Source organism: Fuscovulum ytuae (genome assembly GCF_029953595.1).
GTDB lineage: Bacteria > Pseudomonadota > Alphaproteobacteria > Rhodobacterales > Rhodobacteraceae > Paragemmobacter > Paragemmobacter ytuae.
In genome coordinates, this window is the sequence record NZ_CP124535.1 from 3,371,929 (window position 1) to 3,384,737 (window position 12,809).

The window sequence follows — 12,809 nt, forward strand, 5'->3', positions numbered from 1 at the left end:
CTATCCCCCCGCACCATCCCGCAAGGGAGAAAACGGGGGCGGCTCTCGATCAGGGCCGCCCTTTGTCTAGGTAGCGCCCGGATGACGGGTTGAACGGGGGGACAGATGAGCCAGCCACAAGAATTCGAAAAGGTGCTTGGGCAAAGCGCGACAGGCGTCGCGCAGTTCGAAGAGCGGCGGAGCGGTTTGCGCAAGTTGCAGCATTTCCTGCATTCAAACCCGGCCGCGGTGCCGATGATCGTTCTGGTCGCGCTGGTCATTTTCTTTGGCTTCGCGCGCGGAGAGCGGTTCTTTTCGGCCTATACCCTGACGCTGATCATGCAGCAGGTGGCGGTGGTGGGCATCCTTGCCGCAGGCCAGACGCTGGTCATCCTGACGGCGGGGATCGACCTGTCGATCGGGGTGGTGATGGTCTTTGCCTTCGTCATCATGGGGAATTTCGTGCTGGCCTATGAAATGCCAGCAATGGTGGCCATCCTTGCCGGGTTCCTGATTGCAGGGGGTGGGGGCGCGCTGAACGGGTATCTGGTGTCGCGCCTGAAACTGCCGCCCTTCATCGTGACGCTGGGCACGTGGAACATCATTATGGCGATCTGTCTGATTTATTCAGAAAACGCCACATTACGAGAGGCGGACCTAACGGCGCAGACCCAATGGCTGCACATCTTCGGGATCAGCTTCAAGCTTGGCGGCGCTGTGGTGACGCTGGGCGTGGTGGCGATGCTGACGCTTTATGTGGGTCTTTGGTATATGCTGAACAACACGGCTTTCGGGCGGCATATCTATGCGGTGGGCGATGACCCCGATGCCGCCGATCTGGCCGGAATCCGGACGAACCGCGTGCTGTTGAAGACCTATACGCTGGCAGGCCTGATCGCGGGGCTGGCGGCCTGGGTGTCGATTGGGCGGAACGGGTCAATCTCGCCTTCTACCGTGGTGACGGACTTCAACTTGCAGGCCATCACCGCTGCGGTGATCGGGGGGATTTCGCTCTTTGGTGGGCGCGGGTCGATCCTTGGCGTGCTGTTCGGGACGCTGATCGTGGGCGTGATGAGCATGGGTCTGAACATGCTGGGCGCAGACCCGCAATGGAAAGTGCTTTTGACCGGTATCCTGATCATCGGCGCTGTCGCCATTGACCAGTGGATCCGCAAGGTTTCGGGCTAAGGGAGGACGAGATATGGCTGAACCCATTCTGACGGCACGCGGCCTGACCAAGCGCTATGGGCGCGTCACCGCCTTGGACAATTGCGACTTTGACCTTTATCCCGGCGAGATCCTTGCCGTGATCGGCGATAACGGCGCGGGGAAATCCACGCTGATCAAGGCCTTGTGCGGTGCCGTGGTGCCGGATGAGGGCGAGATCAAGCTTGACGGGAAGGCTGTGCATTTCACCAACCCGATGCAGGCGCGGGAGGCGGGGATCGAAACCGTCTATCAGAACCTTGCGTTGTCGCCCGCGCTTTCGATTGCGGACAACATGTTCATGGGGCGGGAAATTCGCAAACCCGGTGTGCTGGGATCGATGTTCCGCATGCTGGACCGCAAGGCGATGGAAAAGGTGGCGCGCGACAAGCTGAGCGAGCTGGGCCTGATGACGATCCAGAATATCGGGCAGGCGGTGGAAACGCTTTCGGGTGGCCAGCGCCAGGGTGTGGCCGTGGCGCGGGCGGCGGCCTTTGGGTCCAAGGTCGTGATCATGGACGAACCGACCGCCGCACTGGGGGTGAAAGAAAGCCGCCGAGTGTTGGAGCTGATCCAAGATGTGAAGAAGCGCGGACTGCCGATCATCTTGATCAGCCATAACATGCCGCATGTCTTTGAGGTGGCGGATCGCATCCACATTCACCGGCTGGGCAAGCGGCTCTGCGTCATCGATCCGAAGGAATATACGATGTCGGATGCCGTGGCCTTCATGACCGGGGCAAAGATGCCGGAACATGTCATGGCCTGAGGCCTGATGGAAATTCGGGGGGAAGGGGGCCGGTGGCCCCCTTTTTCTTTACGGTTTGTTAGGGTGGGCCGTGATGGGGGGTGATGCCGGCAAGGCGCAGGATGGCCGGGGCGATGCGATGCAGGGGGAGCAATTCCTCCACCGCGCCGTGGTTCAGGGCCTGTTTTGGCATGCCGAAGATGGCACAGCTAGCCTCATCCTGGCCAAGCGTGCGCGCCCCGGCAGCACGCATGTCGCGCAAGCCCCGCGCGCCGTCGTCGCCCATGCCGGTAAGGATAACCCCGATTGCATTTCGTCCGGCCGCCAGGGCGACCGATCGAAAAAGCACGTCGCATGACGGTCTGTGGCGCGAGACATGTGGGGCATCGTCAAGGGCGATGGTGCCGCCATTGGGCGACTTGCGCAGCACAAGATGCCGATTTGCGGGTGCAATCAGGGCAAGGCCAGTTTGGGGAATGTCACCCATCCGGGCCTCGCGCACAGTGATCCGGCAGGCGACATCCAAGCGGCGCGCGAAAGAGGCGGTAAAGCCTTCGGGCAGATGCTGCACGATCAAAATCGGCGGGGCCTCTGGTGGAAGTGCGGAAAGCAGGATGTGCAGCGCCTCTGTGCCACCGGTCGAGGCGCCAATTGCAACGATAGGATTGCGCGCAGGCGGCAGGGCATTTGCGTCTTTCACTGCGGCAGGGTGGGAAGGCGGGTTTGGCATCGCGCGGGCGGCGTTCTTTGGGTGAGGAGGGGGCACTGTGTTCGGGTTTACAGTTACGGGGTGAAAAGCGATGTGGCGGCAGGTTCGGGCGGCGGTGACGGTCGCAGGTCCGACATGAACCGGGCCAACCTTATTGCGTGAAAGCACCCTGTCGCGGCGGGCATCGGGTGTGGCGGAGCTTCTGCGGCGGCAGCAGTTGCCAGCCGGGACAGCGCGGCAAGGCGCTGCTGCACCGGATCAAGGTTTTGAACTGCGATGGACAGATCGGACCGCCCCGGAAGCTGGGGCAGGAGGGCGGGAAGCAGCGCTGCCTCTAGTCTTTGCAGATCGGCCGATAATTCGGCCGCCTCTTGTGCCAGCGCGGCAAGAAGCCGTGGCAAGGGGATAGGATCGGTCATGTCAGCGGCCCGGTGACGGATTCAATACAGCGTCGCAACTGTTCCTTGGTGAAGGGCTTGTTGATCAGGTTGTTCAGGCCGAGGGCGCGCCCGTTGGCGATCATATTGGCGTCGGCCCGGCCGGTGACGATGATGAAACCTAGCCGTTGCAGACCGGGCGTCCGCCGAACCCGCTCCAGCAGGGCAAGACCATCCATATCCGGCATGTGGAAATCAGAGATCACCATATGGACAGGGCTGGCCAGCAACCCGGCCAACGCGGAACTGCCGTTGTTGTAGGTGGTGTAGTGAAACACCTCCATCCAATCGAGGACTTCGGTGATGAGATGGCGGCTGACGGCGGTGTCGTCGACGACCGCGATCCGAAGGTCGGAACGTTTCATATTCGGCCTTTCATTTCGTCTTTCCTGCGGGCGGGGATCACCCGATCTTGCGGTAGGCAGTAATATCTTCACAGCGGAAGGCAGCGGTGGCGGGTCCAGAAAGGCGCTCGGAATGGCCCAGAAGAAGCCAGCCCCCCGGTGCGAGTAGATCGGCAAAGCGTTGCCAAAGCCGTTCCTGCCGTTCGCGCGGGAAATAGATCGCGACGTTGCGGCAGAAGATGACGTCGAAGGGGCCACGCATCGGCCAGTCGCCATTGAGGTTGAGCTGGCGAAAGCCAACCAGTTGGCGCAATTCGCTGCGGATTTGAGTCGATCCGGTCGGCCCGAAAAGGAGACCCCGTTGGACAGGCGACAGGCCTGCCATCTGCTGCGGCCCATAATCGCCCGTGATGGCGCGGTTGAGGACCTGTTCGTCGATATCCGTAGCAAGGATGCGGGCATCCCGGCGGTTTGCATCCGGCACCGCGGCCAGAAGGATGGCTGCGATGGAATAGGCCTCTTCGCCGCTGGAACAGGCCGATGACCAAAGCCGCAAGCGCGCGCCGTTGCGGGGTTGATCAAGGAGGGGGGGAAGAATGCGGTCCTGCAACAAGGTGAAGTGATGCGCTTCGCGAAAGAAGGAGGTCACGTTGGTGGTGATGGCCGAAATCAGGCTGGCGCGTTCGGTCGCGGCATCCGGGCCTTCGACACGGGTGAGGAATTCCTGAAATCCGGCCATACCAAGGCTGCGCAGACGGGTTGCCAGCCGCGCCTGCAGCATTGGCCGCTTGCCTTCGGCCAGCGCGATGCCGGTTTCGCGTTCGACGATCCGCTGAAGGCGCGCGAAGGTCTCGGCGTCTATTTCGTTGTCCGGTCGGCCCGGCGCGACGGTCTGTGGCATCAACCACCTTCGGCCTGTGATGGAAGGAGTGCCTCAAGATCGACGATGCGGATCAATCGGCCGGAATCTACGATCATGCCCGAAAGGGCGACATGCGCCTCTTCACGTGTCAGGTCGGGGACGGGATGCATAGCGTCTGATGAGGCCGAAAAGATGTCGGTGACTGTTTCGACCAGTAGGCCGACCACCCGCTTTCCGACGACAGTGACGATGATCACGTTGCGATCATGTTCGGGGATGCGGGCAAGGCCCAACTTCGCCGCAAGGTCAAAGATCGGAACGATGGCCCCGCGCAAATTGATGACACCCTCGACATAGTGAGGTGCATGCGGCAGCGCGGCGGCACGGGTCCAGCCGCGGATTTCGCGCACGGCAAGGATATCGATGCAGAAATCCTGCCCTTGCGCGCGAAAGGCGATGAATTCGCGCGGTTTTGTTTGCTGCGCGGCATCAGTGGCCGCTGCGTCGGGATGTTGCGCACCTTCGGCAAGTGGCGGCCGAATTTGGGGGGAAGGACGTGCGGTGTCGGGAAGGGATGTCTGCATCTGTCACTCGGCGGCTGCGGAATAGGGGGAAAGTCCGACGCGCGATCCGCGCGCCTGAACCAGCTCTGCGGGGTCGATGATGAGGGCGACCGCCCCATCGCCGAGCACCGTTGCGGCGGCGATACCGGGGATGTGGCCATAATTTTCGTCCAGGCTTTTGATGACGATCTGCCTTTGGTCATCTATCCCGTCGACGATCAAGGCGAGGCGGCTTTTGTCTTCGCGTTCGACAACGATGATGACCTGATCCTCGGGGCGCGTGGTGACTTTTGTCAGACCCAGCGTGGTGGCGACACCGAGGACAGGCAGACATTGCCCGCGCAGATCGACGAGGCGACCGCCATCCCCCAGATGATGCATCGTGGCCCCATCAAGGCTGAGGGTTTCGACGATACTGGATAGGGGCAGGACGAGCGGCTGCCCCCCGGCGCGCACGACCATGCCATCCATCACGGCAAGCGTCAGCGGCAAACTGATCCGCAGGCTTGTGCCTTCACCGGGCGTGGAGGAGATGCCGATCCGCCCCCCAAGGGCAAGAATCGCCGATCGGACGACATCCATCCCAACCCCGCGCCCAGAAAGTGCCGAGACGGATTTGGCGGTCGAGAAACCGGGAAGGAAAAGCAGTGCGTCGATATCCGCCGGTGCAAGATCGGCCGAAGATGAGACAAGGCCGCGATCGATCGCGATCTGCTGGACCCGTGCGCGATCGATGCCCCCGCCATCATCCGAAACGATGATCAAGATGCGCCCGGAACGATGCTGCGCCTCTATCCGGACGGTGCCAGTTTCCGGCTTGCCGACCATGCGGCGGCGTTCCGCGGTTTCGATTCCGTGATCCACCGCATTGCGGACCATATGGGTCAGCGGATCGGCAAGCCGTTCGATAATGGTTCGGTCGACCTCGGTCGTTTCGCCAAGGATTTCCAGACGGGCCTTCTTGCCGGCGGTTGATGCCGCTTCGCGCAGGATGCGGTGCATGCGGTCAAAAAGAGGCTTCACCGGTTGTGCGCGGATGGCCATCGCGCTGTCTTGGATCATGCGGGAAAGCTGGCGCAACTGATCGAGGCTGCGCGCGATCTCATGCGGGTCTGCCGATGGTTTGCGGTTTATCGCGTCGGTCAGCATCGCATTGTGGATAACAAGTTCCCCCGCCACATTGACCAGTCTGTCGACCCGTTCGACATCGACACGCAGTGTGGGTTTCTGGATTTGTGGTCCCGTGTCCCGCGGGGCGTCTATAGGAGGAGGGCGCGGATGGGGGCCGCCTTCAGGGGACGCAGTGCCCTCTTTGATGGGAGCGTTTGTCGGCTGGGGGGCGGGTTGAGGCGGGACTTCGGCGATTTCGATGCGAAGGTCGAGATCGGCGTGAAAGGCGATGAAGTCGAACAGGGCGCGGATATCGGCTTCGGGATGATCGGTCCGAAGGGCGATGGTCCAAGCGAGGTGACTGCTTGCCGGATCAAAGGCCTTGATTGTGGGCAGGCCAGAGGTGTCGAGCGTGACCTTCATATCCCCAAGCAGCGAGAGGTCACGAAGAATAAGCGCGGGGTCGTGCCCGGCGCGAAAGGCGCCTTCATGCGGATCAAAGTGGATGTGAACGATGCGGTGCGACGGTGCAGCATCCATTTGCACGGCCTCGAATGGGGCAAGGGGCACCGGATCAAAGGCGAGTTCTATGCGAACCTGACTTGGACCGGCCTCGCCAAAGGCCTTGAGCCGGTCGAGGGCATGGCGGATCTGTTCCGGATCAAGCAGGCTTCCGCTGCGTTCGCAGGTGACTAGGTCGGCGAGATGATCGGCGGCCTCGGTCAGGGTAGCTATGCAATCGGCCTCGGGCAGACGAAGGCCGGTGCGCAATTCGTCAAGCAGGGATTCGAAGCAATGCGCATAGGCCACCAGATCGTGCAAGGCGAAGGCGGCGGCCCCCCCCTTTATGGAGTGAACGGCACGGAAGACGGCGTTGATCACTTCCCCATCCGTCTGCCCTGTGCCGAGCGCGCGGAGGCCTTCATCGAGGGCGGTGAGAAGTTCCTCTGCCTCTTCAAAGAAGATCGCGCGAAGATCGGTACTGCTGGCCATCATCGCCTCATTCAATGCGGAAGGACACGGCGGATTGTCGCCACCAGTGCTGCGTCGTCGAAGGGTTTCCCAATCCAGCCGGTTGCCCCGATGCGTCGGGCGCGATCCTTCAGGTCTTGGCCGGTTTCTGTGGTGAGGACGAGGATCGGCACCCGTGCGGCCTTTTGGCCGGAGCGAATCGCCTCGATCAGGCCGAAGCCGTCGAGTCGCGGCATGTTCAGATCGGTTACGATCACATCGGGCGGCGCTTCGGCGAGGCGATCAAGCGCCTCGCGCCCGTCGCTGGCCAAAGTGACGCTATAACCGGCCGAACTAAGGGCGGAGCGCAAAAGTTCGCGCATCGTCAAGCTGTCATCCACGGCGAGGATGCGGGTTGCGTTGCGTTCCTTCATTCCACACCTCCGGGCAGAGCGGTCGCCTGAACCGGGATGAGTTGAGTTGCCCCAAGGTTGCCGAGCTGTGCCGCGATGTCGGGCCCAATATTGACAAGGCTTAAGGATCGGCCCTGACTTTCTTGATGCCTTTGCGCCATCAGAAGGGTTTGGAGGCCTGCCGCACCAAGATGATGCAGGTCGACCGCATCGAGCAGAAGGTCACCGTCGGACAACAGGATTTTTGTCCAAAGCGCGGCGGCCGCTTCAACATCGAGACGGGAAGGCAGAGGGATGGTTTGCGTCATGGTGCAGGCCTAAGGAGGGGGCATAAGGACAGGAGTGACGGCCGGTTCAGAAGTCTTCCCAACCGGATTGCGCCATGGCGGCACGGGCAGGGACACGGTCTTCGCGGGGATGAGGAGGATCAGCTGGGCGTAACGGGGTGACCTTTGCGTCTCGCACAGCCAGTTGGGCGGGCTGTTGAGGTACACCGTCTAGCCGGAAGCGTTGCATCAGCGCGGAGAGGTTTTCAGCCGCGCGGTGCAGAGAATGGCTGGCGGCAGTTGATTCTTCGACCATCGCGGCATTTTGCTGTGTCACCTGATCCAGCATCGTGACGCCCGAATTGATTTCGGTGATGCCTGTGGCCTGTTCCCGAGAGGACTGAGCCAGGGACGAGACTCGATCAGCGATATTCGTGACGCCCGCGACAATGGCCTGGAGCGTGCTGCCCGCCTGCCCCACAAGGCCAACACCGTTTTCCACCTGACGGCTGGAAGCCGAGATCAATGTCTTGATTTCGCGCGCGGCTTCGGAAGAGCGCTGGGCAAGAGCACGAACTTCCGATGCGACGACGGCAAATCCACGCCCTGCCTCGCCCGCACGGGCAGCCTCGACGCCGGCATTCAGGGCGAGCAGGTTGGTCTGGAAGGCGATTTCGTCGATCACGCCGATGATCTGGCTGATCTGGCGGGAGGAGGCTTCGATCTGGCCCATGGCTTCGACGGCGTCGGTGACGACGCGCCCCGACTCTTCAGCCTCACGATGGGCGGAGCGGGCCGAATTGTCGGCGCTGGCGGCGCTTTCGGCGGCTGAGCGGACGCTGGCGGTGAGTTCGTCCAGCGCGGCGGCGGTTTCTTCGAGCGTGGCGGCCTGCCCTTCGGTTCGACGTGACAGATCCTCAGCCGCGGCGTTGAGTTCGGCGGCATCGTTGCGGATGCCCGCGGTAACGGAAACAACCTCTGTCAGGGCTGCTGCCAAACGGTCCAGAGCGGTGTTGAAGTTCTGCCGCAAGGGTTCGTATTGCGCAGGAAAGGCCGTGAGGATGCGATGGGTAAGGTCGCCAAGAGCGAGGGCCGTCAACCCGTCGCCAAGATGGCGGGCCATCAGGTTCTGTGCTTCTTGCGCGGCACGACGTTGCAGGTCTTCGGCGCGGGTGGCGAGGACCCGTTCGGTAACATCCGACCCCAGAAGGAGCAGGTGGTCAACCCGGCCTTCGGCATCGGGAACGGCATGGAAAGTGACGTCGAGCCATGACCCACCAGGGGTTCCGGTGATGTGAAAGCGTGCCTTCGCGGTGCCTGTTGCCATGGCTTGCGCAAGGGCGGGGGGAAACGCTGCGCCCTCTTCCCCGATGATCGTGCCGTAATCTTGGCCTGCCAATGCGTCGGGCGTCGTCGCGGCGAAACGTGCGGCGGCGGCATTCGCGCGGAGGATCCGGCCATCGGGGGCCAGTTCGAAAAGCGGATGCTGCCCATGGATCGCCGCGAGTTGTGCCTGCTGCCTATCGGTGAGGTCGGCCTCGGCCAGGGCGATGATGACCCCTGCTTGATCCGGCAGGGCCGAAAGATGCAAATCCAGCCCGGCCCTGCGCGCCATGGCCGGGGCAGAAAGAAGACGATCGTAATCCGGCAGGAAGTAGCGGATATCGGTTCCGATGACGGACAACGCGCCGCCTTTGGCAAGATGACGCTGCAGGGGCGAGCCGGGCTTGGCCAAGAGATCGTGCAGGGCAGCGTTGGCATGAGTGATTTTGCCGGCAGGGTCGGTGACAATCAGCGCTACCGGTGCGGCATCAAAGGCGGGGGCGCAGGCATCGCCGACGTTGGCCTTTTCCATGCGCCCCTTGCGGGCGAAGCAGACCATTCCGGCAGTGGTTGCCGCAACCAGCGCGGCAGCGGCCGTGGCCCCAGCGCCCGGAAGGCCCGCCGCAAGGGGCAGGCCCCCTGCCAGCATCCCTGTTACGGTTCCTGCGGCGACCGAGATCGGTGCCCCATCCTTGATTTGCGTGAACATCCTGCGCACCTCCATTCGCGGGGGCCTGACCTTCGGCCCCGTGCCCGCCCGTTCGTTCCCCAAGCTTGCAACTGATTCGTTAAATCGACGTAAGTTCCGAAGCAGTTCCCGCATGGCGATCCACCTAGAAGAGCAGAACCTCACCCGCCCCGACGGGGGGCGACGGCCTTTCGCGCAGGGCGGTCGGGGGAAGGAGGAATTGCTGTGCCCGCCCGTCATGGGGCCAGAAACGGATGCGCCGAGCACGGTTGCCGCCTGTGGAGCCGCCAATGCAGAGAATGCCTTCACGGTTCAGAAAATCCTGGGCGAAGGCTATGTTGCGGCTGCCGATATCTGGCAGATGCGGTTGCAGATGGGCGCCACCAAAGAGTTTTGCCCGCAGAGTGGCGCGATCCGCCCCTTGGCGCAGGAGGGCGTTGATCAGCAATTCCATCGCATGCAGACCATAGCGCATGGGGATGGCCCCCCCGTCGGGGCCATCCGGCAGAAGGAAGTGGTTCATCCCGCCGATTCCCGCGCGCGGGTCCCAAAGGCAGGCGGCAATACAGGAGCCGAGGACGCTGGTGATCACCGTCCCCGGATCGGAGGAAACCTGTTGTTCCCCTTGAAGCAGGGGAAGCGTTCGTCCCGCCGCCCGGTCGGGCGGCAGCGGCTCGATTGAGCTTGAAGCGGGGGGAGGATGTATCGGCATGGATCGCAGCATAGGCTGCGATGGGTTAACCGACCCTTTCGCCGTTAGATTCGTCCGAGATTTGGCAGGCCATTCGTTACGGGCGACCGGTCGAGACCTGCCAGATGATCCACCGAAATTCGCCCTGGCCCCCGTGCCGCAACGGCAAGAAGGCAGGCGGCCCAGAGTCCGTGGGTTTGCCATGCCTCGGGATAGACGAAGATCTGGATAACGGCGGTCATTCCCAAGAGGCCGAGCGCCGAAAGGCGGGTGGCGATGCCAAGGATCAGGAGAATCGGCAGGACATGTTCGGCCACGGTGGCGGCAACGGCGGCAAATGGGGACGGAATCAGGGGGAGGGCATATTCATGTTCGAACAGGAACCACGTGCTGTCGGCAATCTGCCAGCCCTCTACCTTGGTGCGGCCAGAGGCGAAGAAGATGGCGGCGGGAAAGACCCGTAAGGCAAAGGCGGGGATGTCCCATGTCACACGATCGAGCAGGCCATTGATCTGGCGCAGAAGGCCGGTTGCAGAGGTCATGGGGCATTCCTTTCGATCAGTCCGGTGATGGTGCCGGTATGGGCGAGTTGGGCAAGGAGGGGGCCGGGGTCGGCCCCTTCGGCGGCTTGGGCAGCCATCAGGAGCGTGTCGCCGCGAAGAAGGGCGGCGAGGAAGGCCGCTTCGCCCGATGGCAGGGCGATGACGGGCACCCGGTCTGCCCGGTTGCGCAGGACCATCGCATCTTCAGCGAGATCGGCGCGGATCGGGCGTTCTGGCGCGGATGCGCCGGGTTGATTGGCCTGCCAGATGGTCACGACGGCATGGCGCGAGCGCAGGATTTGCACGGATGGGTGCAGGGTAAGGGCAAAGCGCTGGGGTGCGGTGGCGGCTGCGGTAAGCGCTTCTGCCTGAAGGGGGGATGCGTCGGCGGCGTGATAGGCCAGCCCGCGCATCCATTCGAGACGGGCCACATCGGGCAGATAGGGCAGGTCGCGCAGGGGGCGGAAGCCTTGCAGGAAGGCGGGAAAGGTTTCGCCCCAAAGAAAGAGGCGCGGGTCGCGGGGCGGATGGTCGCGCAAGAACAGCCGCGCCATGGCGGCAAAGAATTCCGGGCCGACAAGGCGTTCGACCACCGGATAGCGGCGAGCGAGGGCCCGCGTCAGGCTGTGGGTCACGTTGTTGCGGTAGACGGCGAAGCGGGTTTCAGCCTCGTCCGCCGCGCGGGCGGTGACGCCGGGGGGAAGGCTGCCGTCGAAAAGGCCGGCGCGGAAGGCGGGCAGGGGATCGGCGGCTTGCATCAGGCGGCACCTTTCAGGTGATCGGCCTGCCGGGCGAGGATTTTGGCGGCACGCGCGGCCTCGTCCATCAGGGTTGCGAAGGGGGGGATGTCATTGTCCCATTCGATAAGGGTAGGCAGGGGGCCTGCATCGGCGATCACCTCGGCATAGAGCGTCCAGACGGGATCGGCGACGGGGCTGCCATGATCGTCGATCAGGAGGGGGCCGGAAGGCAGTTCTTCTTCGGCATGGCCGCCGAGATGGATTTCGCCCACATGCGACAGGGGAAAAGCGGCCAGCCAATCGCGCGGGTCGCGGCGATGGTTTGTGCAGGAGACGAAGACGTTGTTCACGTCAAGCAAGAGGCCGCAGCCCGTGCGGCGGGCGATTTCGGCGAGAAAGGCGGGTTCGTCGATGCTGGACTGTTCAAAGAGAATGTAGGTGGAGGGGTTTTCCAAGAGCATCCGGCAGCCGAGGGCGGCTTGCACTTCGTCGATATGGTCGCAAATGCGGGCAAGCGTTTCGGGCGTGTATGGTAGGGGCAGGAGGTCGTTGAGATAATCGCCGCCATGGCTGGACCATGCGAGATGTTCCGAGAAGGCCGCGGGTTCATAACGGCGGATCAGGTCGCGCAGGCGTTGAAGATGAGCGGCGTCGGGGCGGTCGGTCCCGCCGATAGAAAGGCCGACACCATGCAGCGAAAGCGCATAATCCTGCCGCAGCGCGGCCAGTTGGCGATGGGGCGCACCGCCTGCACCCATGTAGTTTTCGGCATGAACCTCGAAAAAGCCCAAGCTTGGCAGGGTCAGGCAGATGGTATCGAAATGTTCGGCTTTGAAGCCGAGGCCGGGAGAAGCGGGCAGGGTCATGGCGCGGGGCCTTTCGCTGAAAGGGAGGCCGGGGCGCGATGCCCCGGCCTTTGGGCATCACGATTCGATGGGGTCCAGCGAGCCCATGCCATTGGGCGTTTCCATCGTGGTGCAGGTCCCGGCGGGGACGAGTTTCCAGGCATTGCCCTGATAGTCGACGGTCGAGGTGCCTGCACAGGTCGTGCCCGGGCCGGCGGCGCAGTCATTTTGGCCAGCAAGTGCCACGCCATAGCATTTTTCCATCGCGTCTTCGGCGTGCGAGGCGGTGGCGGCGGCCATGGTCAGCGCGGTGGCGAGCGTGGCCGTGAGGGTCAGGGTCTTGTCGATCATGGACATGTGTTTGCTCCTTGTCAGACGCAGTTGGAAGGAAA

Annotated in this window: 16 protein-coding genes; 2 read left to right on the top strand and 14 right to left on the bottom strand. The window is 63.0% G+C overall.

The genetic code is table 11. From position 1 onward, the window contains the following. Positions 1 to 105: 105 nt before the first annotated feature. Together QF092_RS16310 and QF092_RS16315 are read left to right on the top strand one after the other, a co-directional pair. Positions 106 to 1,167 carry an ABC transporter permease gene (locus tag QF092_RS16310; RefSeq protein ID WP_281465506.1) on the top strand — a complete coding sequence of 354 codons (1,062 nt, stop codon included), beginning with the start codon at positions 106 to 108 and terminating at the stop codon, positions 1,165 to 1,167. A gap of 13 nt (positions 1,168 to 1,180) precedes the next feature. Beyond that, complete coding sequence (locus QF092_RS16315; RefSeq protein ID WP_281465508.1) at positions 1,181 to 1,954, top strand: ATP-binding cassette domain-containing protein; 774 nt, start codon at positions 1,181 to 1,183, stop codon at positions 1,952 to 1,954. Positions 1,955 to 2,012: 58 nt separating this feature from the next. Here QF092_RS16315 and QF092_RS16320 read toward each other — a convergent pair whose 3' ends face one another. The 14 genes from QF092_RS16320 to QF092_RS16385 all read right to left on the bottom strand — a co-directional run bounded on the left by QF092_RS16320 (position 2,013) and on the right by QF092_RS16385 (position 12,774). Further along, positions 2,013 to 2,633, bottom strand: coding sequence for a CheB methylesterase domain-containing protein (locus QF092_RS16320; protein ID WP_281465510.1), 621 nt, complete (start codon positions 2,631 to 2,633; stop codon positions 2,013 to 2,015). An 83-nt stretch (positions 2,634 to 2,716) separates the two neighbouring features. After that, the gene (locus QF092_RS16325) at positions 2,717 to 3,061 is read right to left on the bottom strand and encodes a hypothetical protein (protein WP_281465512.1); all 345 of its coding nucleotides are present in this window, start codon (positions 3,059 to 3,061) and stop codon (positions 2,717 to 2,719) included. After that, on the bottom strand, positions 3,058 to 3,444 hold the full coding sequence (locus tag QF092_RS16330; RefSeq protein ID WP_281465514.1) for a response regulator: 387 nt from the start codon (positions 3,442 to 3,444) through the stop codon (positions 3,058 to 3,060). Before QF092_RS16330 ends, QF092_RS16325 begins: the two co-directional genes overlap by 4 nt. A 37-nt stretch (positions 3,445 to 3,481) precedes the next feature. After that, the gene (locus tag QF092_RS16335; protein WP_281465516.1) at positions 3,482 to 4,324 is read right to left on the bottom strand and encodes a CheR family methyltransferase; all 843 of its coding nucleotides are present in this window, start codon (positions 4,322 to 4,324) and stop codon (positions 3,482 to 3,484) included. Continuing rightward, a complete protein-coding gene (locus QF092_RS16340) occupies positions 4,324 to 4,869 on the bottom strand; it encodes a chemotaxis protein CheW (RefSeq protein ID WP_281465519.1) in 546 nt (181 codons plus the stop codon). The genes QF092_RS16335 and QF092_RS16340 overlap by 1 nt, the downstream gene beginning before the upstream one ends. 3 nt (positions 4,870 to 4,872) lie before the next feature. Further along, positions 4,873 to 6,951, bottom strand: coding sequence for a chemotaxis protein CheA (locus QF092_RS16345; RefSeq protein WP_281465521.1), 2,079 nt, complete (start codon positions 6,949 to 6,951; stop codon positions 4,873 to 4,875). 11 nt (positions 6,952 to 6,962) lie between these two features. Beyond that, complete coding sequence (locus QF092_RS16350; RefSeq protein ID WP_281465523.1) at positions 6,963 to 7,343, bottom strand: response regulator; 381 nt, start codon at positions 7,341 to 7,343, stop codon at positions 6,963 to 6,965. Next, positions 7,340 to 7,630, bottom strand: coding sequence for an STAS domain-containing protein (locus QF092_RS16355; RefSeq protein ID WP_420026474.1), 291 nt, complete (start codon positions 7,628 to 7,630; stop codon positions 7,340 to 7,342). The genes QF092_RS16350 and QF092_RS16355 overlap by 4 nt, the downstream gene beginning before the upstream one ends. A gap of 46 nt (positions 7,631 to 7,676) precedes the next feature. Then, the gene (locus tag QF092_RS16360) at positions 7,677 to 9,620 is read right to left on the bottom strand and encodes a methyl-accepting chemotaxis protein (protein WP_281465527.1); all 1,944 of its coding nucleotides are present in this window, start codon (positions 9,618 to 9,620) and stop codon (positions 7,677 to 7,679) included. A gap of 124 nt (positions 9,621 to 9,744) precedes the next feature. Continuing rightward, positions 9,745 to 10,191 (bottom strand): chemotaxis protein CheD, encoded by a 447-nt coding sequence (locus QF092_RS16365; RefSeq protein WP_281465530.1) that lies wholly within the window; start codon positions 10,189 to 10,191, stop codon positions 9,745 to 9,747. Positions 10,192 to 10,355: 164 nt separating this feature from the next. Beyond that, the gene (locus QF092_RS16370) at positions 10,356 to 10,832 is read right to left on the bottom strand and encodes a DoxX family protein (protein WP_281465531.1); all 477 of its coding nucleotides are present in this window, start codon (positions 10,830 to 10,832) and stop codon (positions 10,356 to 10,358) included. Then, positions 10,829 to 11,590 (bottom strand): HvfC/BufC N-terminal domain-containing protein, encoded by a 762-nt coding sequence (locus tag QF092_RS16375; RefSeq protein ID WP_281465534.1) that lies wholly within the window; start codon positions 11,588 to 11,590, stop codon positions 10,829 to 10,831. The genes QF092_RS16370 and QF092_RS16375 overlap by 4 nt, the downstream gene beginning before the upstream one ends. Continuing rightward, positions 11,590 to 12,438, bottom strand: coding sequence for an MNIO family bufferin maturase (gene bufB, locus QF092_RS16380; RefSeq protein ID WP_281465535.1), 849 nt, complete (start codon positions 12,436 to 12,438; stop codon positions 11,590 to 11,592). The genes QF092_RS16375 and bufB overlap by 1 nt, the downstream gene beginning before the upstream one ends. 57 nt (positions 12,439 to 12,495) lie before the next feature. Further along, positions 12,496 to 12,774 carry a BufA1 family periplasmic bufferin-type metallophore gene (locus QF092_RS16385; protein ID WP_281465537.1) on the bottom strand — a complete coding sequence of 93 codons (279 nt, stop codon included), beginning with the start codon at positions 12,772 to 12,774 and terminating at the stop codon, positions 12,496 to 12,498. Positions 12,775 to 12,809 lie beyond the last annotated feature (35 nt).